The organism is Chryseobacterium sp. HNCC26DJ238, assembly GCF_057180465.1.
On sequence record NZ_JBXUGI010000022.1, the window covers coordinates 17,786 to 40,497 of the forward strand.

Annotated in this window: 22 protein-coding genes, 5 tRNA genes and 1 riboswitch; of the genes, 20 read left to right on the forward strand and 7 right to left on the reverse strand. The window is 38.5% G+C overall.

Features of this window, described 5'->3' with window-relative positions; all coding sequences use genetic code 11:
* Positions 1–16 precede the first annotated feature (16 nt).
* The 4 genes from AC2A07_RS17835 (at position 17) to AC2A07_RS17850 (ending at position 640) form a co-directional block, all read left to right on the forward strand.
* A tRNA-Tyr gene (locus AC2A07_RS17835) sits at positions 17–97 on the forward strand.
* Positions 98–182: 85 nt separating this feature from the next.
* A tRNA-Gly gene (locus tag AC2A07_RS17840) sits at positions 183–255 on the forward strand.
* A 42-nt stretch (positions 256–297) separates the two neighbouring features.
* Positions 298–369 (forward strand) — tRNA-Thr (locus AC2A07_RS17845).
* Between the two features lie 186 nt (positions 370–555).
* Positions 556–640: transfer RNA gene (locus tag AC2A07_RS17850), tRNA-Ser, on the forward strand.
* A gap of 83 nt (positions 641–723) precedes the next feature.
* On the opposite strand, the gene tenA is transcribed toward AC2A07_RS17850, so the two are convergent.
* Genes tenA through thiM form a run of 4 tightly spaced genes read right to left on the reverse strand, consistent with a single transcriptional unit; the run spans position 724 to position 3,625 of the window.
* A complete protein-coding gene (tenA, locus tag AC2A07_RS17855) occupies positions 724–1,377 on the reverse strand; it encodes a thiaminase II (RefSeq protein WP_484051500.1) in 654 nt (217 codons plus the stop codon).
* The gene (gene thiD / locus AC2A07_RS17860; RefSeq protein ID WP_484051533.1) at positions 1,364–2,197 is read right to left on the reverse strand and encodes a bifunctional hydroxymethylpyrimidine kinase/phosphomethylpyrimidine kinase; all 834 of its coding nucleotides are present in this window, start codon (positions 2,195–2,197) and stop codon (positions 1,364–1,366) included. Before thiD ends, tenA begins: the two co-directional genes overlap by 14 nt.
* Positions 2,167–2,832, reverse strand: a complete 666-nt coding sequence (gene thiE / locus AC2A07_RS17865; RefSeq protein ID WP_484051501.1) for a thiamine phosphate synthase — start codon at positions 2,830–2,832, stop codon at positions 2,167–2,169. The genes thiD and thiE overlap by 31 nt, the downstream gene beginning before the upstream one ends.
* Positions 2,822–3,625, reverse strand: a complete 804-nt coding sequence (thiM, locus tag AC2A07_RS17870) for a hydroxyethylthiazole kinase (protein WP_484051502.1) — start codon at positions 3,623–3,625, stop codon at positions 2,822–2,824. The genes thiE and thiM overlap by 11 nt, the downstream gene beginning before the upstream one ends.
* 62 nt (positions 3,626–3,687) lie before the next feature.
* Positions 3,688–3,780: riboswitch (TPP riboswitch) on the reverse strand.
* Between the two features lie 324 nt (positions 3,781–4,104).
* Between thiM and AC2A07_RS17875 the strand changes: the two genes are divergently transcribed.
* From AC2A07_RS17875 to AC2A07_RS17895, 5 genes are all read left to right on the forward strand, one after another.
* Positions 4,105–4,785, forward strand: coding sequence for a response regulator (locus AC2A07_RS17875; RefSeq protein ID WP_314498629.1), 681 nt, complete (start codon positions 4,105–4,107; stop codon positions 4,783–4,785).
* Entirely contained in the window at positions 4,786–6,150 is a 1,365-nt protein-coding gene (locus AC2A07_RS17880) for an ATP-binding protein (RefSeq protein ID WP_484051503.1), read from the forward strand.
* A 202-nt stretch (positions 6,151–6,352) separates the two neighbouring features.
* Positions 6,353–7,594: a TolC family protein gene (locus tag AC2A07_RS17885; RefSeq protein ID WP_484051504.1), complete on the forward strand. Its 1,242-nt coding sequence runs from the start codon at positions 6,353–6,355 to the stop codon at positions 7,592–7,594.
* A 1-nt stretch (position 7,595) separates the two neighbouring features.
* Positions 7,596–8,678 carry an efflux RND transporter periplasmic adaptor subunit gene (locus tag AC2A07_RS17890; RefSeq protein ID WP_484051505.1) on the forward strand — a complete coding sequence of 361 codons (1,083 nt, stop codon included), beginning with the start codon at positions 7,596–7,598 and terminating at the stop codon, positions 8,676–8,678.
* 105 nt (positions 8,679–8,783) lie between these two features.
* Positions 8,784–11,885 carry an efflux RND transporter permease subunit gene (locus AC2A07_RS17895; protein ID WP_484051506.1) on the forward strand — a complete coding sequence of 1,034 codons (3,102 nt, stop codon included), beginning with the start codon at positions 8,784–8,786 and terminating at the stop codon, positions 11,883–11,885.
* Positions 11,886–12,023: 138 nt separating this feature from the next.
* On the opposite strand, the gene AC2A07_RS17900 is transcribed toward AC2A07_RS17895, so the two are convergent.
* On the reverse strand, positions 12,024–13,529 hold the full coding sequence (locus tag AC2A07_RS17900) for a DUF4394 domain-containing protein (protein WP_484051507.1): 1,506 nt from the start codon (positions 13,527–13,529) through the stop codon (positions 12,024–12,026).
* Between the two features lie 246 nt (positions 13,530–13,775).
* Between AC2A07_RS17900 and tuf the strand changes: the two genes are divergently transcribed.
* The 4 genes from tuf (at position 13,776) to nusG (ending at position 15,890) form a co-directional block, all read left to right on the forward strand.
* On the forward strand, positions 13,776–14,990 hold the full coding sequence (gene tuf / locus AC2A07_RS17905; RefSeq protein ID WP_047444879.1) for an elongation factor Tu: 1,215 nt from the start codon (positions 13,776–13,778) through the stop codon (positions 14,988–14,990).
* Between the two features lie 52 nt (positions 14,991–15,042).
* Positions 15,043–15,113: transfer RNA gene (locus AC2A07_RS17910), tRNA-Trp, on the forward strand.
* Between the two features lie 13 nt (positions 15,114–15,126).
* Positions 15,127–15,330, forward strand: coding sequence for a preprotein translocase subunit SecE (gene secE / locus AC2A07_RS17915; protein WP_484051508.1), 204 nt, complete (start codon positions 15,127–15,129; stop codon positions 15,328–15,330).
* A 17-nt stretch (positions 15,331–15,347) separates the two neighbouring features.
* Complete coding sequence (gene nusG, locus AC2A07_RS17920) at positions 15,348–15,890, forward strand: transcription termination/antitermination protein NusG (RefSeq protein ID WP_047444878.1); 543 nt, start codon at positions 15,348–15,350, stop codon at positions 15,888–15,890.
* A 63-nt stretch (positions 15,891–15,953) separates the two neighbouring features.
* Here nusG and AC2A07_RS17925 read toward each other — a convergent pair whose 3' ends face one another.
* On the reverse strand, positions 15,954–16,697 hold the full coding sequence (locus AC2A07_RS17925) for an LVIVD repeat-containing protein (RefSeq protein WP_484051509.1): 744 nt from the start codon (positions 16,695–16,697) through the stop codon (positions 15,954–15,956).
* Between the two features lie 7 nt (positions 16,698–16,704).
* Positions 16,705–17,202 carry a hypothetical protein gene (locus tag AC2A07_RS17930; RefSeq protein ID WP_484051510.1) on the reverse strand — a complete coding sequence of 166 codons (498 nt, stop codon included), beginning with the start codon at positions 17,200–17,202 and terminating at the stop codon, positions 16,705–16,707.
* 215 nt (positions 17,203–17,417) lie between these two features.
* Between AC2A07_RS17930 and rplK the strand changes: the two genes are divergently transcribed.
* The 7 genes from rplK (at position 17,418) to AC2A07_RS17965 (ending at position 22,416) form a co-directional block, all read left to right on the forward strand.
* A complete protein-coding gene (rplK, locus tag AC2A07_RS17935; protein WP_034749661.1) occupies positions 17,418–17,861 on the forward strand; it encodes a 50S ribosomal protein L11 in 444 nt (147 codons plus the stop codon).
* Between the two features lie 11 nt (positions 17,862–17,872).
* On the forward strand, positions 17,873–18,565 hold the full coding sequence (rplA, locus tag AC2A07_RS17940; protein WP_484051511.1) for a 50S ribosomal protein L1: 693 nt from the start codon (positions 17,873–17,875) through the stop codon (positions 18,563–18,565).
* Between the two features lie 17 nt (positions 18,566–18,582).
* Positions 18,583–19,179 carry a 50S ribosomal protein L10 gene (gene rplJ, locus AC2A07_RS17945; protein WP_314498594.1) on the forward strand — a complete coding sequence of 199 codons (597 nt, stop codon included), beginning with the start codon at positions 18,583–18,585 and terminating at the stop codon, positions 19,177–19,179.
* A gap of 46 nt (positions 19,180–19,225) precedes the next feature.
* Positions 19,226–19,594, forward strand: a complete 369-nt coding sequence (gene rplL / locus AC2A07_RS17950) for a 50S ribosomal protein L7/L12 (protein WP_056220716.1) — start codon at positions 19,226–19,228, stop codon at positions 19,592–19,594.
* Between the two features lie 351 nt (positions 19,595–19,945).
* On the forward strand, positions 19,946–20,548 hold the full coding sequence (locus AC2A07_RS17955; RefSeq protein WP_484051512.1) for a Crp/Fnr family transcriptional regulator: 603 nt from the start codon (positions 19,946–19,948) through the stop codon (positions 20,546–20,548).
* Between the two features lie 364 nt (positions 20,549–20,912).
* Entirely contained in the window at positions 20,913–21,641 is a 729-nt protein-coding gene (locus AC2A07_RS17960) for a hypothetical protein (RefSeq protein WP_314498586.1), read from the forward strand.
* A gap of 418 nt (positions 21,642–22,059) precedes the next feature.
* A complete protein-coding gene (locus AC2A07_RS17965) occupies positions 22,060–22,416 on the forward strand; it encodes a hypothetical protein (RefSeq protein ID WP_484051513.1) in 357 nt (118 codons plus the stop codon).
* The last annotated feature ends 296 nt before the right edge of the window (positions 22,417–22,712 follow it).

Consider the following 22,712-nt stretch of genomic DNA (forward strand, 5'->3'; position numbering starts at 1 on the left):
TTAATATAAAATATCTGGGGAGATTCCAGAGTGGCTAAATGGGACTGACTGTAACTCAGTTGCTTCGGCTTCGCAGGTTCGAATCCTGCTCTCCCCACATTTTATATTAAAAAAATGTTGCAGATTATACAGGTTTTTCCTAAGTTTGCGCAGCGTTTACCAATAATTTTGGAAACAAAATTGCGGAAGTAGCTCAGTTGGTAGAGCGTCAGCCTTCCAAGCTGAATGTCGCGAGTTCGACCCTCGTCTTCCGCTCAAAAAAATCACCCTATCACAGCGTGATTTTTTTCTTTTAATGCCGACTTAGCTCAGCGGTAGAGTGCTTCCTTGGTAAGGAAGAGGTCACGGGTTCAAGTCCCGTAGTTGGCTCACTGTAAATCCCGATTTTTTCGGGATATTTTTTTGCCCGGAATTTTCAACCCGCACTTCAACATTTCTGAACCTGAAAACAAAAACATTCATCTTTTGTTTTTAAAATGTAAAAATATATTTTGAAGATTAAGAAAAACATATTATATTTGCACCACCAAAAACGAAGATATCATCGGAGTTTAAGGAGAGATGGCAGAGTGGTCGATTGCGATAGTCTTGAAAACTATTGACTGTAACAGGTCCGGGGGTTCGAATCCCTCTCTCTCCGCAAAGCGGGAAACCCAATACAATAAAAAGCCTTTCAATATATTATTGAAAGGCTTTTTTATATTTGGAAAATCGTTAGAATTTTTAGTCCGTCCAGCTTTTTAATTCATAAGCCGCTTCCCAAAAAGAATACTCCATCCTTGAGGAAGTAATAAATGCTTCTGTCATTTTTTCCCTGATGGCCGGAGTCGTTTCAGAAGCTGCGCGGTCACAGAGGTCAATCGCCTGCTGGACAGCGTGTGCAAAATCATCTCCTGCATAGGTGTCAATCCATTTCTGATAAGGATTATTTTCAGAATGCAGATTTTTATAAATATGCTCTCCCACTTTCTGATAAATCCAGAAGCAGGGGAGGACTGCTGCCATTGCAATTTCTACAGAATCCAACGCAGCTGTACTCTTTAAAAAGTGAACATAATGATGACAGGCAGGCTGCATGATCCCCTTTTCGGTGACTCCGAAATCTTTAAAGTAAGATTCGTGAAGAGCATTTTCTACGATAATGGCTGTTTCTGCATATCTGATATAAGTAAGCGTTTCGCTGATACCGTGTGCCTTTGCAGCAATGAATGCCAGTGCCCTTCCAAAATGTTCCAGATACAAAGAATCCTGAGCCATGTAAAACTTGAATTTTTCCAGAGGCAGGCTTCCCTCAGCCAGTTCAGTGACAAAAGGCATCTTCAGGATAGACTGATACCTAGTCTCAGTCTTTTCCCAGGTTAATTCAGACCAGTTCATTTTTAATAAGTTTTTGTGGGTTAAAAAAGTGATTTAGCGGGCCGTTTCCTTTTCCGGTCACAACATCTTTTCCGCTTCTGATCGCTTCAAATACATATTGCTGTGCCAGTGAAACTGCGTCGCATAATTCTTCACCGCGGGCAAGGTAAGCAGCAATAGCTGAAGAGAGTGTGCATCCCGAACCGTGGGTATTATTGGTGGTGAATTTTTCAGTTTCGAAAGGTATATGTTTCCCGTTTTCATTAAAAAACAATGACGTTACGGTGGGGAGTTCCTGATGTCCGCCTTTCAGCAGTATATTTTTGCAGCCTGATGTCATCATCTTTTCACCGGCGACCTGCATATCCTCTAACGTTTTTACTTCCATATCCGCTAATATACCGGCTTCATCCATATTGGGTGTTATAATGTCAGCGAGGGGAATTAATTTATCAATAATCGTGTTGACGGTTTCCTCCTCAATCAGCCGGTGTCCGCTGGTCGCAACCATGACCGGATCAAAAACAACCGGTATTTTTGGATATTTACTTAAAGTATGAACGATGGTATCCACCAGTGATGAAGTATGTACCATCCCGATTTTAATGGACTGGGGAAAAATATCATCCAGTATTGCTTCCAGTTGATCTGCAACAGCTTCCATCGGGATAGGATATATTTTTCTGACTCCCATTGTGTTTTGTACAGGAAGTGCGGTAAGTACAGACGTTGCATAACATCCCAGCGCCGAAAATGTTTTGATATCTGCCTGTATACCTGCGCCGCCGCTGCCGTCGAATCCTGCAATAGTCAGTACAGAAGGGTAAGTGTATTTTTTAATTTCAGTATTTCATTTTTAAGTTGGTAGGCTGCTTTCTCAGGATTTTCAGCTGTACAGATCGCAGAAACGACTGCTAACGTATCCGCTCCTGCCTTCATAATGGCAGCTGCATTTGAAAGATTTATATTTCCGATGGCAACCAGAGGCTTTTTTGTCAGGGAGCGAATTTTTGACAGTCCGTCCAAACCCCACTCGGTCACTGTATCTTTTTTGGTATCGGTACTGAATATGGGACTGATGCCTAAATAATCAGACAGTTCTGTATTCTCATTTTCCAGCTGGCTGAGATATTCAATGGAATACCCGATCATTCGGTCTTTGAAGAAATTTTGGTTTCTCAGAACCAATGGAGCAGTATCGCTGTTCCCAACGTGAATGCCGGCAGAACCTGCTTTTTCAGCCACTTCAGCATGATCATTGATGATAAGTGGAATGCTGTGTTTTTCGGTGATCTCTCTGAGCTGTAGGGCTTTGTGAAGAAAATCTTTCGTCGAAGCATCCTTTTCACGAAGCTGAATCATATCCACACCTCCTAAAATCGACTGTTCAGCGACTTCAAGAAAATCTTTTCCGAGGCAGTCTTTCTCTGAAATCACCAGGTACAGCTGATAGGGAAACGCAGGATTACAGATCATAACTGAATAATTTCAAATGCCCGTAAAATTCCTCTTCACTTATATTGTAAAGTTTATCGATAATGGTAAGCTGTAAACTTGCAGGACCTGCACTTTCCTGAGCCGCTAATTCTCCTGCAATGCTTAAAAAACTCACAGCGGCAACTACAGCTTCCGTTGTATTTTCAGTGACCCCGATGAATGCACCGATGAGGGCTGAAGCCGTACACCCCAGTCCTGTCACTTTTGTCATCATTGAATGACCGTTTTTCAGATAGATCATCTGATCTTTGCTGATAACAATATCAGTTTCACCCGAAATACAGACTGCCGATTGATGATTTTGCACGAGAACCTTGGCTGCTTCAACCGCTTCATTGCTCGCAGCCGTACTGTCGACTCCCTTTGTAATCGTGTTGTTAAATTGTGCAAGGGCAATGATTTCAGAGGCATTTCCGCGGATTACTGTAGGATTCAGATCCAGTAGCTGACTTAAAACAGAATTGCGGTAAGAGGTTGCCCCGGCTCCTACAGGATCTAAGATCCAGGGTTTGTTTAATGCATTCGCTTTTCTTGCCGAAAGCAGCATTGTCTCTTCCAAATATTCATCTAGGGTTCCTATATTGATTACCAGTGCGTGCGAAATGCTGACCATTTCTTCCACCTCGGATTTTGCATGAGCCATGATCGGGGATGCACCAATCGCCAGGAGCGCATTGGCGGTATTGTTCATGACCACATAATTGGTGATATTGTGAATCAGGGGGGAGGTTTTTCTTACGTTAAGTACGTGTTTCCAGAGATTGTTTTCCATTCTGTTATTTTATGAATAAAGCTTTAGGATCAATCGGGAACAACAGTCATCTTCTGTCAGAATAATGACTTATTGCTTTTCCCTACGTCGGTGTAAGCCGTATCAGGTTCAAAGGGACTGTCTCAATTCTTTTCAGAATACCCCTAAAGCATATACAAAAGTATTTAAAAATATTGAGTTATTACATTCGAAGGTTTTAAAAAATTATTTCGCTGCGAAGATAGAGGGTGTAATAAGTAATCTGCCGATACTTTTGATGAGGCATAAACTCCTTTGGGGCATCAAAAGTGAACATTTGTATTCCTCTTAAAAGTTTAATATTATTTTAATGAATCATAAATGAAAAATGAAAAACAGACAGGTCAGCAGCTTTACATCGAATATTGCTTTAACATTTTAGGTACGGACAGGAATTCTTACTTCTACCGATACGTTTTCACATTATTTTTTTCGTTAAATTCGTAGTAAATATCCCCTTGATGAATATTCTTCTATTAGAAGACGATCTCATTCTCTCAGCAGAACTGAGTAAGTTTTTAGAGTCCAACCGTTTTACCACCGACAGAATTTATGACGGAGAAACTTTCCTGCGCCAGATCAAAAGCAATTCGTACGATCTATATCTGCTGGATATCAACGTACCGAAAATAAACGGATTGGATGTCTGCCAGACCATCAGGTCTTTTGATAAAAACACACCCATCATCATCATTTCCGCCTATGGGGATCTTTCAGATAAAAAAGATGCCTTTACCCGGCTCGCAGATGATTATCTGGTGAAACCCTTCCAGTTTGAGGAACTGTTGTTGAGAATGAATTCTCTACTGAGACGTAAAGTGCCGTCCGATGCAACAGATCAGGATATCATCAGAATCGATGACCTGATTATCAATAAAACAGAACAGAAAGTATTCCGGTCAGGAAACGAAATTGCTTTGACCCTGAAAGAATTTCAGCTGTTGGTTTATCTGGCAGAAGCCCAGGGAAGAACAGTGTCCAAACAACAGATCACAGAAAATGTCTGGGAACATAATTTTAATACCAATACCAATACGGTTGAGGTCTATATCAATTTCCTGAGAAAAAAACTGGATAAGGATTTTAAAGTTAAATTAATTCATACCCGTTCCGGTTTCGGATATTATCTAAATCCTTTATAGATGTCTTTAAAAAGGAAAATTGCACTTACCCTCAGCATTTCATTTTCATTACTTTTTGGTTTTGTCCTTATTATCATTTATATATCTTTCAACGATTTCAGAAAAGAGGAGTTTAAAGAAAGATTTGTCCGCAGGTTGGATTTTACCACGAACTTTATTTCAAAATCTAAGAATTTTGAGGAAGAGGCGCCTATCTTTTTTAATGAGAATTCAGATAATGTTCTTCTGAATGAGACCATTCTGATCTTCAATTCCAAAAAAGAACTTATTTACAGTACGATCAAGGACAGAAAAGTGACCTGGGATAAAAAACTTCTGCAGGACATTGATCAGAAGAAAGCTGTTCATACCGAAGATACCGTACCCGAAGTCTACGCTGCCCTTAAAAAAATTAACGGGGAAAACTATTATATCCTCACCAGTGCATTTGATACCAACGGACAGTCAAAACTTGACTATCTCAAATATCTTCTGATCACCGCATTTATTACCTGCACACTTCTGATCGGATTTTTCAGCTATTATTTTATGGGAAAATTCCTTCAGCCTTTAGAAGATCTGAACAAAGAAATTTCTGAAGTGACTGCCCACAAACTAAATACACAGATCCCTGTGGAACAGTCTAATGATGAGATCAGCATCCTTGCAAAGTCCTTCAATACCATGATTGTGCGCCTTAACGATGTTTTTCAGTCACAAAGGGATTTTACAGCCAGTGCATCCCATGAAATCAGAACTCCGATTACCCGAATGGCCTTCCAGCTGGAAAATCTGATTAAACTGGAACAGCATTCTTCTGAAACCCTTTCTTCTCTGAAGCAAATGCTGAAAGATGTCTATCAGTTGTCAGACTTAACGAATTCTCTTCTGCTTCTTACAAAATTTGACAAAGAGAATATTCAGACGATCTATGAAGAGGTACGGATCGATGAAGTAATATTTGAATCTTTTGAGCGCGTCCAGAAAAGCTTTCCCAATCTTACAATGGATTTTTTGATTTCTGAAAATACTTCAGAGCAGGCTTTTCTGACCATTAACGGAGTACAGTCCCTTTTAAATATTGTCTTTATTAACCTTTTAAAAAATGCCGCTGTCTATTCATCAGATTCTGAAGCAAAAGTATTAATAACAGAAACCGAATCTCAACTCACCGTAGATGTTATTACAGCAGGAAATACCATTTCAGAGGAAGAGCAGCCCAGACTTTTTGATGCTTTTATGCGCGGAAATAATTCTCAGAACATTACCGGCTCAGGCCTCGGTCTCCGGATTGCCCAGAGAATCCTGGAATATCATAATGCGAAAATTATATACAGTTCGCCTTCCGAACAGATCAATAAATTTACCGTTACTTTTAATAAATAGTGGATTGAACTAAAGATGTAAGAAATTATTTATCATTCTGCCTTTATAAAAAATCTGTTTGATTTTCTTGAGAATTATTCTTTCATATCCTTATTGTCGCAACATTACAGATACCTCCCTAAAATAAATTTAATTTTTTTTTAAGCATCCTTTAAGGTCGTTTTAATCGTGGAGCCGCACTTTTGTCATCAAAATTGAGAGAATGAACAAAATTGCAGGACTGTTCGTTGTTATTTCTTCTATAATGACAGCGCAACAGCAAATGTCGCTTTTGGATTGCGAAAATGCCTTTCAAGCCAACAATCTTCAGCTTCTTGCCGAACAGTACAACATCAACATGGCTGATGCAGATATTCTGCAGGCTAAAATCTGGGAACTTCCTCAGATGAGCGGTTACATCAACGCCTATAATCCTGAAGACAGAAAAGTTCTGCAGGCAGGTAAAGCCAAAGGTTTTGAGATTACCCAGCTAATCTACATGGGGGGTAAAAAGAAAAATGAAGTTGCTTTTGCAAAATCCAACAAAGAGATGGCACAGCTTCAGTTCACTCAGCTGCTGGTAGACCTTCGTACCCAGCTGCATACCAATTACTACAATCTTTACTTCGAGAAATTGAAGCTTAAAAATACCGACAAGCAGCTGGGGTATATGAATGATCTTCTCAAAGCCTATAAGATACAGTCGGCCAAAGGAAATGTTTCTCTTAAAGACGAGGTGAGACTGCAGAGTATTGTCATTCAGCTGAATAATGATAAACTCGGAATCAGTAAAAATATTCTTGAATATGAACAGAACCTGAAAGTTCTTACAGGAATTACAGAAAATATTGAGCCTCAGATCTCAGATGATGAAGTGAAAGAAATTCTTGCGGCACAGCCTTTCGGAGATGAATCTGATCTTCAGAGAAAAGCACTGGAGAACAATGCAGATTATCAATTTAACCTGAAACTGATTGATAATTCCAAACTCTATGCGCAGTGGCAGAAATCCCTCAATGTCCCGGATCTGAATGTAGGTGCAGAGTACGATCAGAACTCAGGGACTTTCAGAAATGAAGTAAACCTTAAAGTCGGAATTCCATTGCCGCTCTGGAAAGTAAATAAAGGCAATGTGCAGAAAGCCAATTATGCTGTACAGCAGAATCAGAGAAATGCGGAATTCCAGAAACTGAATCTCGAAACCAAAGTGCAGTCAGCTTTTCAAATGTGGAAAAATCAATACGATCAGCTGCTCGAAATAAAATCAACCGATCTTGACAATCTCGATCTGGTCTACAACGGGATTCTGAAAAATTTCAGAAACGGAAATGTCAATCTCATCGAATTCACAGACTTTATGGAAAGCTACAGAGAGACTTCGCAGCAGATTTATGATATGAAAAATGAACTGATCCAATCTGTAGAGCAACTCAATCAACTGGTACAAACGAAAATCTTCTATTAAAATGAAAAAAATAATATTCCCTGTCATTACCGCACTTTTTTTAACAGCCTGTTCAAAAAAGGAAGCTCCGAAAGAAACTCAGCCCAAAGGCTTTGAACTCAGCAATACCATGCTTGAATCCATCACCATGGCAAAAGCCGAATTCAGAAATATAGAAGATACTTATAATTTTTACGGAAAAATATCTGCTGACAGGAACTCTTACATTGATGTCTATCCTCTGGTAGGCGGAAATGTGATGAGTGTCAATGTTGAGCTGGGAGATTATGTGAAAAAAGGGCAGGTTTTGGCGACCATCAGAAGTACTGAGCTGGCGGATGTACAGAAAGATGTAAGTGATGCCAAAACAGATTTGGTTGTTGCCCAAAACAATCTTCGTGTTGCTAAAGAAATGTACGAAGGAAAACTGACAACCGAAAGAGAGGTTCTGGAAGCTAAGAGCCAGGTCCAGAAAGCACAGGACCAGATGCAGAGATCTGCAGCAGTAAGTACTGTGTACAATGTCAAAAAAGGAAATCTTTACAGCGTTCTCGCACCGATCAATGGATATATTGTCCATAAAGACATCAACAAAGATATGCAGCTTAGAAGTGACCGGAGCGAAAATATTTTTGATGTTGCCAATACCACCAATGTCTGGGCGATCATGAATGTCAATGAATCTGATATTGATAAAATCAGTCTGGGAATGGCCGCTCAGGTTTCTACCCTGTCTTACCCTGACAAAGTATTTGACGGTAAAATAGATAAAATATTTAAGATCATCGATCCGCAGACCAATGCGATGCAGGCGAGAGTTGTTCTGGACAATGCCAACGGACTGTTGATTCCGGAAAGCAAGGCAACGATCAAAGTCTCAAAATCTGAAAATGCTTCCGCGCTGACAGTGCCTTCGAAAGCAGTGATTTTTGATGATGACAGAAGTTTTGTGGTGGTTTTCAAATCTAGAACCGATGTGAAAGTAAAAGAAATAAAAGTTCTGAAACAGCTGGGTGACGTTACTTACATTTCTGAAGGATTAGCCGAAGGAGAAAATGTGATCACCAATAATCAGTTGTTGATTTACCGATCACTGAAAAACTAAGCTCAGGATTTACCTGCATCATCAATTAAATACAGCAAGACAGGTGATTTTGTTTATTTCAAAATACGCTAATATCTGAAATCTATTATCTAATATCTATTCAGCATGAATAAATTCATTAAAAATATAATTTCGTTTTCACTTAAAAATAAAGCATTCACATTTATCTGGGTGGCGATTTTGGCAGTTGCGGGATTTATCAGCTTCAAAAATATGCCGATTGAAGCCTTTCCTGATGTGACCAATACCCAAATCGTCATTATTACCCAGTGGAATGGTCGAAGCGCAGAAGAAGTGGAGCGTTTTGTTACAACTCCTATCGAACTGGCCATGAGCCCTGTTCAGAAAAAAACAAGTGTGAGAAGTACCACGATGTTTGGACTTTCGATTGTTAAAATTCTTTTCGACGATGGCGTAGATGATATGTTTGCCAGGAATCAGGTGAATAATCAGCTTCGGAATGTAAGTCTTCCGGATGAAGTTGATCCTGAAGTACAGCCCCCCTACGGACCGACAGGAGAAATTTTCAGATATACTCTGGAAAGTAAAACCAAAGACTCCCGTGAACTGCTGACCTTACAAAACTGGGTGATTGACCGTGCGCTCAGAGGGGTTCCCGGTGTTGCAGATATCAACGTTTTTGGCGGGCAGGACAAGGTTTTTGAATTGAGTATTGACCCCAGAGCTTTGGACAAATATAACCTGACCCCCTCACAGATTTTTGAAGCAGTGACCAAAAGTAACCTGAATGTCGGGGGAGATGTTATTGAGAAGAACGGGCAGGCATACGTGGTACGTGGTATCGGTTTGGTGCAGTCTGTTGAAGATATCGGGAATATTACAATTCAGAATGAAAGCGGAAATCCTGTTCTCGTCAAAAATGTGGCAGAAGTTCATGAAAGTTCTTTGCCCAGAGTAGGGCAGGCCGGTCTTAACAGCCATGATGATACCGTGGAGGGAATCGTGGTGATGAGGAAAGGCGAAAATCCCCGTGAAGTTTTGGTTGGTGTAAAGGCTAAAATCAATGAACTGAATGAAAAAATACTTCCGAAAGACGTGAAAATGGTTACGTTCTATGACCGTGATAACCTGATGGATTTTACAACCGAGACCGTCATGCACAATTTACTGGAAGGGATTATTCTGGTAACAGTCATCGTTCTGATCTTCATGGCAGACTGGCGTACGACCCTGATTGTTTCGATCATCATTCCGCTGTCCCTTCTGTTTGCGTTTTTATGTCTGAAGATGGCAGGAATGAGTGCTAATTTGCTGTCACTGGGTGCTGTTGATTTCGGGATCATTATTGACGGTGCCGTCGTCATGGTGGAAGGGATCTTTGTGATGCTCGATCATAAAGCCAAAAAGTACGGTCCGGAAAAATTTAACAAGATGGCAAAGGCGGGGTGGATCAAGCAGACAGGGACCGGTTTGGGAAAAGCGATCTTCTTTTCAAAATTAATTATTATCACCTCACTGATCCCAATCTTCTCATTCCAGAAAGTAGAAGGTAAAATGTTTTCACCGTTAGCATTTACCCTGGGATTTGCTTTGATCGGAGCTTTGATTTTTACTCTGACCCTGGTTCCTGTACTTACCCATATGCTTTTGAATAAAAATGTGAGGGAAAAGAATAATCCTTTTGTGAATTTCTGGGACCGAATTGTCCTGAAAGGTTTCAGTTTTACCTTTAAGCATAAAAAACTGAGTTTAATAGTTGCACTTTCTTTCATGGCGGTCACTCTGTTTTCGGGTAAATTTTTAGGAACAGAATTTTTACCCCAGTTAAATGAAGGCTCCCTTTGGATTACTGCAGAAATGCCGATGAGTTCATCATTAAAAGAATCACTGAAAACTGCAGATATCCTTAAAAAAGATATAATGAGCGTTCCCGAAGTAACTGATGTACTTGCTCAGACCGGACGAAGTAATGACGGAACAGACCCCAATGGATTCGGTTTTGTACAGTTTGCCGTTAATCTACAACCAAAAGATGAATGGAAACGGAAAATCAATTATGAAGAACTGGTAGAAGAGATTGACAAAAAACTGAGAAATTACCAGGGAATTACTTTTAATTATTCCCAGCCGATCTCCGATAATGTGGCTGAAGCAGTTGCAGGTTTTAAAGCAGAAAACGGAATTAAAATTTACGGTGATAATCTGCAGATACTGGATCAGTTAGCCGATCAGGTTCTCAAATCCATTAAGGATGTAGAGGGTGTAAAAGATGCCGGAATTATTAAAAATATAGGTCAGCCGGAAGTCAGCGTGGTGCTTGACAGAGATAAAATGGCAGCGTACGGAGTGATGCCCGATGACGCACAGTCAGTTTTGGAAATGGCTTTTGGTGGAAAAACGGCTTCTGAGATGTTTGAAGGGGAAAGAAAATTCCCGATCAGGCTTCGTTACTCTGAAGAGTACAGGAAAGATGAAAAAGATATTGCATCGCTGATGGTTCCTACACAGGACGGTTCAAAGATTCCGTTAAAAGAAATCAGTACGATTGTCAAAGATAACGGGGCCGCTTTTATTTACAGGGATGATATTAAAAGATATATCGGAATCAAATTCTCAATTCGTGACCGTGACTTAGGCGGAACGATAGGTGATGCACAGAAAGAAGTCGCAAAAATCAAAATTCCTGACGGATATTCTGTAGGCTGGACAGGGCAGTTTGAAAATCAGCAGCGGGCTTCTAAAAGATTGATGCAGGTTGTTCCGATCAGTATTATAGGGATTTTCTTTTTGTTATTCATTCTTTTTGGAAATATGAAAGATTCATTTCTGGTATTGGCTAATGTGCCTTTTGCGCTGATCGGAGGAATCATTGCACTGCATATCACCCATATGAATTTTGGAATTTCTGCAGGAGTCGGGATGATTGCTCTTTTAGGAATCTGTATACAGAATGGTGTTATTCTCATCACAGAATTCCATCAGAATGTAAAAGACGGATTAAAAATCGATGAGGCAATATTTAATGGGGTCAGATCAAGAACCCGCCCTGTGATCATGACTGCGTTAATGGCATCTATAGGTTTACTGCCGGCAGCGCTTTCTACGGGAATCGGTTCAGAATCACAGAAACCACTGGCTATTGTGATCATCGGAGGCTTGATTACAGCAACATTTTTAACGCTTTTGATTTTCCCGATCATCTTTTGGATATTCAATAAAACGAAGAAAACGGTTGATGATTTTTAGATCCTTTGAAACCGGAAGATAGTGGAAACAAAGTTCTGTAAGATTTTAAAAATCATTCTTTCATTATTTTTATATAGTTGAAGCCCCGGACAGATATTCTGTCCGGGGCTTCTTTTAATATGAAATCAAGTCTGTATTCTAAAATCCCAACCCAATGGTAAAGCCTCTCACTGCGTTTGGATAAGTAGCAAGTGATGCTGCAGCACCGCTGGTCGTATTGATACTGTAGATCTTTGTTTCGGCACCCACAGTCGCTAAAAGATAAGCTTTCTGGCTTGTGCTTCCGATATCAAATCCGTTAGCTGAAGCTATATTGATTCCTAAAGACCCTCTTTCTACGAGTACTCCATTGTTTGGAGGAGTCTGTAAATAAAGTTTGTCAGTATTATGATCAATCACAAACAAATTGGTTGTCGTAGCGCCTGCAAAATTATCAGTATAAGCGGCCGCACCTATGGCAGGTGTTCCGGGATTAAGAGCTAAATCTGTAGCAGTAATTCCTCCCGTAACAGGATCTAATCTTAAATTCTGCCCGGTATTGCTTACCACTCTTATTTTATCAACCGTAGGATTAAAATCAAAACCAAAGTCAGTTCCTGAAAGAGCTGTAGGAAATTGTGCGCCAACTGCTGTTGCTGCTCCGGTACCTAAATTAATCGTGTAAATCCTGCTTGAGTTCCCCAAAGCATATAGCTGCCCGTTTAAAGGTCTGAAATCAATTCCCAGAATATTTTCTCCGGACTGTAATCCTGTAATTGGTTTTGAAACCGGTTCAGGTTTGTTAGGGTCAAAAATCTGAAGTGCATTTGTATTATCAATTGCATAAGCAACTGCATTCGTTGGTATGGCAAGATCAATAACTTTTTGAGCAAGCGTTCCTAAGCTTGATGCTTTTCCTGTACTGAGATCTACCTTATAAAGGGCGTTTTGTCCACCGCTGGTAACAGCCATCAGCGCATTGGCATTATCAGGGCTGATATCAAATGCTGCCTGACCTGTAAATGTCAGACCTAAACTTCCCACTTCTACCAAAGTTCCGTTGTTGGGAGGATCCTGCTTGAATAATTTTCCTGAAGTCAGGTCAAGGTCATAGAGTACTGTCGATGTAGCGCCGGATTTACTGTTGGTATAAGCAATGCCAGAAATAGAGGCCGTAGTGGCAATATTGGTGTCCATAGCTGCGGTGACTCCGTTTTCAGGATTGATCCGTAAATTCTGTCCTGTATTGCTTACCAGTCTCAAACGGTCAACGGTCGGGTTAAAATCAATGGAAGTGACCGTTCCTGAAACCGCTGGAGTAAAAGCGGTAGTGCTCACTACTCTGGTAGTTGCGGTAGAGGTATTGATGATATACAGTTTACTTGTATTGGACACGGCATAAAGTTCTCCCGTAGCAGGTCTGAAATCAATACTTAAAAGTCTTTCTCCTGAAGCAAGGCCTGTGATGGGTTTGTTGGAAGAAAAAGAGTAGCTGTTATTGGCATTAAAAGTAAAGAGCTCATTGTTGGCACCTAAACCATATACCATAAGATCCGGAGCCGGAGTCATCGATGGTGTTTCGGGCATACTGTTTTCATCGTCATCACAGGAAAATATCGTGATAAGAGCAAATGTAGCCAGACAAATGTTGAAAAGTTTTTTCATAAAATTTATTTTAATTGATAGTTCATTTAAATATACGACAGAAAAAAGGCTGTGGATTTGTAATGTGTTTTTTTTTAATTCATTTTTTTGTTATAAATTTGCAGTTCCAATATACAGAAGAAGGGTGTTTGCCATTTTTTGGATTGAATCGTAAGTTTTTTTTGACAAAAAGATTTTAGTATTTAAAAATTCATTATATTTGCACACCGAAAATTTGAATAAACAATAAAATAAATAATTTAAATCATGGCAAAGGAAACGTTTAATCGTAACAAACCACACTTGAACATTGGTACTATTGGTCACGTTGACCATGGTAAAACTACACTTACTGCAGCAATTTCTGCTGTATTGGCTAGCAAAGGTCTTGCTGAGAAAAAAGATTTCTCATCTATTGACTCTGCTCCTGAAGAAAAAGAAAGAGGGATTACTATCAATACTGCTCACATCGAATACGAAACTGAAAAAAGACACTATGCTCACGTTGACTGTCCGGGTCACGCGGATTACGTAAAGAACATGGTAACTGGTGCTGCTCAAATGGACGGAGCTATCGTAGTATGTGCTGCAACTGACGGTCCTATGCCTCAGACTAGAGAACACATCTTGCTTTGCCGTCAGGTAAACGTACCAAGAATCGTTGTTTTCATGAATAAAGTTGACATGGTTGATGACGCTGAGTTATTAGAGCTTGTGGAAATGGAACTTAGAGATCTATTGTCTACTTACGAATTTGACGGAGATAACTCTCCTGTAATTCAAGGTTCTGCACTTGGTGCTCTTACTGCTGCTACTGCAGAAGGAGGTGCTAAGACTGATGACCAGTGGTTCAAATCTGTTGAGCAATTGATGGATGCTGTTGACGAATGGATCGAGCAACCACCAAGAGATACTGACAAGCCATTCTTGATGCCAATCGAAGACGTATTCTCTATTACAGGTAGAGGTACTGTTGCAACTGGTAGAATCGAAGCTGGTATTATCAATACAGGAGATCCTGTAGATATCATCGGTATGGGTGAAGAAAAATTAACTTCTACAATTACAGGAGTTGAAATGTTCAGAAAAATCCTAGACAGAGGTGAAGCTGGTGATAACGTAGGTCTATTGTTGAGAGGTATTGAAAAAACTGACATCAAGAGAGGTATGGTAATCGCTAAGAAAGATTCTGTGAAGCCTCACAAGAAATTCAAAGCTTCTGTATATATTCTTTCTAAAGAAGAAGGTGGACGTCACACTCCATTCCACAACAAGTACCGTCCTCAGTTCTACGTTAGAACAACTGACGTTACAGGTGAGATCTTCTTACCAGAAGGTGTAGAAATGGTAATGCCTGGTGATAACTTAGAGATCACTGTAGAATTGTTACAGCCAATCGCTCTTAACGTAGGTCTTAGATTTGCGATCAGAGAAGGAGGTAGAACAGTTGGTTCAGGTCAGGTTACTGAAATCTTAGACTAATCATCTTAATATAATTAAAGTTCCGTAAGGAAACTTACGGAACTTTTAATCTACGGGCATCGTCCAATGGTAGGATACCGGTCTCCAACACCGTTGATCAGGGTTCGAATCCTTGTGCCCGTGCAAAAAGAAAATAATGAGCTTAGTAGAATTTTTAAAAGGTTCTTATCACGAATTCAGACACAAAGTAGAGTGGCCGAAATGGTCTGATCTGCAGTCTTCAACTATCGTAGTTACTATTGCAACTGTTATTTTGGCATTATTCACCTTTGGCGTTGATGAATTGTTTTCTAAAGCAATCAGCAATATAATAGGAATGCTAATCAACGTGTTCAACTAAAAAAGTAATTTCCCATAATGAGCGAATTGAAATGGTATGTGCTGAAAGCAATCAGCGGACAGGAAAATAAAGTGAAAAACTATATTGAGACGGAAATCAAGCGTTTAGGCTTTGAGCAGTACGTTACTCAGGTAGTTATTCCTATGGAAAAGGTAATTCAGCTTAGAAATGGGAAGAAAGTACCAAAAGAAAGACCTTATTATCCAGGCTATCTGATGGTAGAAGCAGAACTGATGGGGGAGATTCCCCACGTAATCAAAAATATTCCGGGTGTAATTTCTTTCCTGAGTTTAACCAAAGGAGGGGATCCTGTTCCAATGAGAAAATCAGAGGTTAACAGAATGCTTGGAAGAATGGATGAACTTTCAGAATTTGCTTCAGATGCAGAAATTCCGTTCATCGTTGGTGAAAACGTGAAAGTTATCGACGGACCATTCAATGGCTTCAACGGTACTGTTGAGAAAATCCTGGAAGACAAGAAGAAAGTAGAAGTTTCTGTTTTGATCTTCGGAAGAAAAACACCGATGGAATTAAGCTTTATGCAGGTAGAAAAAGTATAATTTACTTTTCAGATATAATCAAAAAGCCGCTCAGAAATGAGCGGCTTTTTTGTATAATGATGATCAGAGTGGAATGGCGCTTACAGGAGTAATGTTCTGAATATTGGTAGGATCAAGATTAAACTGATGAACAGTAGATGAGGTGAAGGCGTACATTCTGTTTCCATCAATAATTAAATCTTTTGCTGGAATATTGGGAATAGTCTTGGCAACCGTGACATTCTGAGGATCTGAAATATTAAAGATGACAATGTCATTTTTATCACAGATGAATAAATAGTTTCCGCTTAACGCCAATCCTTTCGGTTCCAGAAGATCTCTCTCAGATATCAATAAAGGATTTTGAATGTTTGCAATATTATAAACCATCAGTTTATTGTTGATTCCGGCATTACAGACTGTATTGGAGTGCAATGTTACAAATGCGTGTGTAGAATTGGCAACTACAGGGTCACAGGCTGTAAAATGCAGCGCCTTTGAAACGAATACCGGTGTTTCCGGATTTTGTGTAATGCTGTAAATATACATTCCGCTTCGTGAGCCGATAAATAAATAATGATCCATTGAGAATAATGTTTCGATATTGAAACCTACATTCACTGTTTTTACTTTTACAGGATTCGCTGGTTCAATAATACTGAATACATTTAAATTCATTTGGTCAACGACATACATGTAATTATTCTTGAGAATAAATGTTGCTGTAGAGCCTTCTTTGCCGTCAGTTGACTGATTATCTGCTGTGTCGCTGTTGTCACTGCAGCTTACAAGGATGGCTAAAGAGAGTAGTGTAAAATATTTTTTCATTGAGTGCTTATTTTTGTTTCCAGTCGATTACGATCTTATCAGTGCCGGCAGCATCAAAACCGTCGGGTGATTTTAAAGCTGGAAAAACATTTTCAATTCTTTTTAAAATCTGGACTTCGTTGGTGGCAGGATTGATTTTGAGGGCAACCAGATCCCTTGCCTGGTTGATATATAAAATATCATTCCTGATCGCAATGTCAGTAGAGCCCAGCGCTTTAAGATATTTTAATTTTTGTGGATTTGCCGGGTCAGAATTGTTGATGATATGAAAGCCGTCCCGTCTGTCGTTGACAAATATATATTGGTCTTTCACATAAATTTTTTCATTGTTCACGGTTGATTTAATAGTTTGGAGGGTGATATTATTCAATTCTGCTCTGGTAACCAATACCGGTATAAAGGCAGACTGAGGTTCTGATAGAGGCTCGTCATTCCGGTTCCAGGGCCAGCAGGAACTCAGGAACAGACATGAAAATGAGATTAATACAGATGGGGTAGTTTTCATGAAAATCGTTTTTTTAAAATTAATCAATTATATTACAGCTGATAATATATTTTATCATTTAATTTCTGAAATTTAATGAGTTAAGTATTTGCTAATTGAAAAATATTTCATAATTTTGCAGTCCGAAAAGTAGGGTTGCTGTATGTGAGTAGGTAATTCTACTGAATAATAAATGCTTCCAAACTCATTAATTATTCATTATTAAAAATTAAAAAATGGCTAAAAAAGTCTTTAAAATGGTTAAACTTCAGGTGAAAGGTGGCGCTGCCAACCCTTCTCCACCAGTAGGTCCGGCATTGGGTTCTGCAGGTGTGAACATCATGGAGTTTTGTAAACAATTTAACGGAAGAACTCAGGATAAGCCAGGTCAGGTTTTGCCTGTAGTTATTACAGTATACGAAGACAAATCTTTTGAATTCGTTATTAAAACCCCACCTGCAGCAATTCAGTTAATGGATGCAGCTAAAATCAAAGGAGGATCCGGTGAACCAAACAGAAACAAAGTAGGTGCTGTATCTTGGGATCAGGTTAAAAAGATCGCAGAAGATAAAATGACAGACCTTAACTGTTTTACTTTGGATTCTGCTCTTTCTATGGTTGCAGGTACTGCTAGATCTATGGGATTAAGAGTAACAGGAACAAAACCAACTAACGCTTAAAACTAATAGAAATGGCAAAATTAACTAAAAAGCAAAAAGAAGCTTTAAGCAAAGTAGAAAAAGGAAGAATTTATAACCTTGAAGAAGGTGCTGCGCTTGTAAAAGAAGTAAACACTGCAAAGTTTGATGCTTCTGTAGACATCGCTGTAAGATTGGGTGTTGACCCGAGAAAAGCTAACCAGATGGTAAGAGGGGTAGTATCTCTTCCTCACGGTACCGGTAAAGATGTTAAAGTATTGGCATTGGTTACTCCTGATAAAGAAGCTGAGGCAAGAGACGCAGGTGCTGACTATGTAGGTCTTGACGAATATTTACAGAAAATAAAAGAAGGCTGGACAGATGTTGACGTGATCGTTACAATGCCTGCTGTTATGGGTAAATTAGGACCTTTGGGTAGAGTATTAGGACCAAGAGGTTTGATGCCTAACCCAAAATCAGGAACTGTTACTATGGAAATTGGTAAAGCGGTAACTGAAGTAAAAGCCGGTAAAATCGATTTCAAAGTTGATAAATACGGTATTATCCACGCAGGTATCGGTAAAGTATCTTTTGATGCTGAAAAATTGAGAGAAAATGCTCAGGAATTAATTTCTACATTGATCAAAATGAAGCCTACTGCTGCTAAAGGTACTTATGTGAAGAGCATTTATCTGTCTTCTACAATGAGCCCGGGTATTGCAATTGATAGTAAATCTGTTAACTAATTATAATCCTTAAGACAATGACAAAAGACCAAAAAGTTGTAGCAATACAAGAGATCAAAGACTTGCTTCAGGATGCTAAAGTAGTTTATGTAGCAGATCTAGACGGTTTGAACGCTGCAAAATCTTCTGATTTCAGAAGACAGGCTTTCAAGCAGAATATTAAAGTAAAAGTTGTGAAAAACACACTTTTGCAAAAAGCAATGGAACAGATTGAAGGAGTAGATTACTCTGAAATGTTCGAAACTTTCAAAGGAAATACTGCTTTAATGATTGCTGAGACAGCTAACGCTCCGGCAAAATTAATCAAGGATTTCAGAAAGAAAGAAGAGAAGCCGGCATTAAAGTCTGCTTTTGTACAGGAAACATTCTATGTTGGTGACAACAATCTTGATGCTTTAGTAAGCATTAAATCAAGAGAAGAAATGATCGGTGAAATCATCGGATTACTTCAGTCTCCAATTCAAAGAGTTGTTTCTGCTCTTCAAAACAAATCTGAAACAGGAGAAGCTCAGGCTGATGAAGCTGCTGCACCTGCTGTAGAAGAAACACCTGCTGAGGCAGCTCCTGAAGCACCTGCAGCAGATAGCACCGAGGAAACTCCGGCTGCTGAATAATGACTCTCAAAAAATTAAATAAATAATCAACAAAAACATTACAACAATGTCAGATTTAAAAAATTTAGCTGAAACGCTAGTAAACTTAACAGTAAAAGACGTAAACGAATTAGCTGCTATCCTTAAGGATGAGTACGGAATTGAGCCAGCTGCTGCTGCAGTTGTTATGGCTGGTCCTGGTGCTGGTGAAGCTGCTGAAGAAAAAACAGAATTCGATGTAATTCTTAAAGCTGCTGGTGCTTCTAAATTAGCAATCGTTAAATTAGTAAAAGATTTAACTGGTGCTGGTCTTAAAGAAGCTAAAGATATCGTAGACGGAGCTCCTGCTGCTATCAAAACAGGTATCTCTAAAGACGAAGCTGAAGCTCTTAAGAAGCAATTGGAAGAAGCTGGTGCTGAAGTAGAATTGAAATAATTTTTCAATTTTTAAATATAAGGAAGCGGTAAACATTGTTTATCGCTTCTTTTTTTTATTATATCTGAGAATACAGAATTTTGTAAAAATAATGAGCACGCCGGTTAATTTTGGAATATATGCTCCTTAAAGATGTGGTATACCCGATCAGTTTTATAGGGTTTTAAGCTGTTTTATATTATTATTCAGCTTGAATATTTATCTTTTTTTTCACTTATTAAAGAGTTTAAGTATTTGGTAATTAGTGTATTGTGTTGAAGTTGAGGTTTTTTTTAAATAATTAAGTGAATTATTTAGACTGTTTTATTTTCATTTACACTAATTTTATAGAAACTAATAACAAACTTTAATATGATAATCAATAAGCAATTGCTGCTCTCCTATGGAGGACAGGTAGAGCGGTATAAGAGGGGGGAAACCATTTTTCTGGAAGGCAGTACGCCTAAATACTATTTCCAGATTCTCGAAGGAACAGTCAGGATAAGCACGGTACATAACGACGGTAAAGAATTTGTGCATGGATTTCCTTTCGAAGGCCACTGTTTTGGAGAGAGCTATCTCTTTACGGAAAAAGATTATGCAATTAATGCAGTCGCAGAACAGCATTGCAGTATCATCAAAATTGCAAAGAACAGTATATTTGATATTTTTGATGAACAGCCTGATGCGCTATACAGTATTAATAGATATTCCGCAGAAAGACTTCATTTCAGATATATTATTTCGAGCTTTCTGGCTATTACAGATCCTACCGTAAAAATTGAAATCCTTTTCAGGCATCTCAAAGATTATTTCACCGCCGAAGAAGAAGAAAAATCGCTTTTTCATATTCCTTATACCCGTAAACAAATAGCAAGCCTTACCGGTCTGCGTCTAGAAACAATTGTCCGTGTCGTAAAACGGATGAACGAAGCCGGAACCCTTAAGGTTATTGACAAAAAGATCTATTTTTAGATTTATGGTCTACCTGTCAATTAAGGGAATTTTAACTTAGATTCAGGTTGTATTAATACCATCGGAGGGAATTATTTTAAATTTTAAATTATTTTTTTGTCCCTTTGTGTATGTTTTTATAACAGAATGTTTTTATTTTAGTTTTTATTAGGAAAAGGGTATTTTATTTAATGTATTGATAAATAGTGATTTAATTTATTCTTATTTTCGCATAATATAATATTCGTTTTTATGAATTATGTTTTAAAAATTCCTAAAAGAATAGGTTATTTTTAAAATGGTTGATCCAAGTCATACAATTCTGTTTTCATATTGTTTTATATTTACAGTATTACTAAATCGATAACCATTAAAATATTATAACATGAAAAAGAAATTATTTTCTATAGGAATGATGTGCGTCAGTATGCTCGCTTTCACTCAGACGGGAAATGTTGGAATTAATACTGAAACTCCGACCGCGACTTTAGATGTTAATGGAAATGTAAAAATAAGAACCATTCCCTCCTCATCTACGATGACCAACTATACCGTTTTAGCGTTGAATAATTCTTCTTTTGAAGTAACCTCTTTAGATTCTTCGCTCTTCACTTCCTCTGCATCAACTCCTAATACCACCATATTCGCTGCAAGAAAGACAGCAGGAATCTCTTTATTAAGTTTAGGCCTGTTTCCTACAGGTTTCAGAGCTGTAAATTTTCTCAATGCAGAAAGAACTGTAGGGAGTTCAGCTGTTTTTAGTGATACTGATAATACGTATGTTGTGCCTTCAGACGGTTTGTATAAAATCAATTTTACTTTTAGATACGGAACAGGACTGCAGGCATCCTTACTGGCAAACTCGCCGGGAATAGGGATTGTGAGAAACCGTGCAGGAGTGTCAACTCTTGTAGGCAACCGTCCGTTTAGTGGGGCTAACCTGATCCTTCTCAGTCTCACAATCTCAGAAACTACACTGGATTCAATATATAATTTTCAGGCTGGTGACAGAATATCCTTTGGTCTGACAGGGTCTACCGCATTGGATGTAGGTCTGTTGGGTTCAAGTCTTAGTAATTTCTCTATCTATAAAATTTCAAATACATTACCATAATAAAAAATTATTTTATGAACTCAATTCCTTAGTTGAGAATCCATTATACAATAACCATGCTCCTTTTAATGTTGAGAATACAACAGAAGAATCCGTCTCACAATTTGTGAAGACGGATTTTTTTTGCCTTGTGATTTGGCTGGTTATACTTATATTAGGAGCAAATCAGGTGGACTCTGATAAATATATTGAAGAAAATATCTATTGTATTTTCATGCGACTCTGGTCTTCGACGGATAAGGGATAGGTTTGAGAGATCAAAACTAAATCTCTTTTATTTGAATTGAAAATTTTGGATTGTTAAAATCAATGACAGGTATATGATTTGACGCATAAAGATTTATATATTTGCAAAAGATTTTATAAACTGTTTACTTTGAAATCTTTACAATTACTGATGATACAATTTTCACCTCTTATGATTCTTACTAAATTAATAAAAGCTCTTCCTGTTGCGTTTCTCCTTTTCACAGGTTTTTTATATGGCCAATCCGCCGATTCTGTCACCGAAAAGCCTAAAGCTAAAATTGTACTTGACAGCAAAGCGAAAATTTATTCGACAGACGGAGCTTTCAATAAGCAGGTTTCTACAGGTAAAATAATTCATCAGGAGACTGACGTTACGTACGACGAGAATGCATCAGGTGTGAAAATAATGAAAGTTTCATCAACTAAACGCAATCACCCGGCTTCAAAATCAAAGGATCAGGCAGTAAAGAAGAAAAGGCTGACTAAAGATTTGCCCGCAGAGGATAATAAAAAGAAACCCAGATAGACATCACAGTACGGTATTTCTTCATAATTTTGACAAATATTTATGGTAAATACCTGTAATTTTGAGATATAACAGGCTTTTGCTATAAAATATAAATAAATTGTATTATTATGTTGCGTAATAGTGTAATTTTTACTACATTTAAAGTATTAACCATGGTTAATTCAATTTTCACTGAGCAGGATTTTTCCTGCTTTTTTGGTGTCAGAAACTTTTGAAGTTTCCTGTACGTTGTATTGAATTTTTTAAAATATAATAAAAAAAATCCCCGATTTATAATAAACGGGGATTTTTCA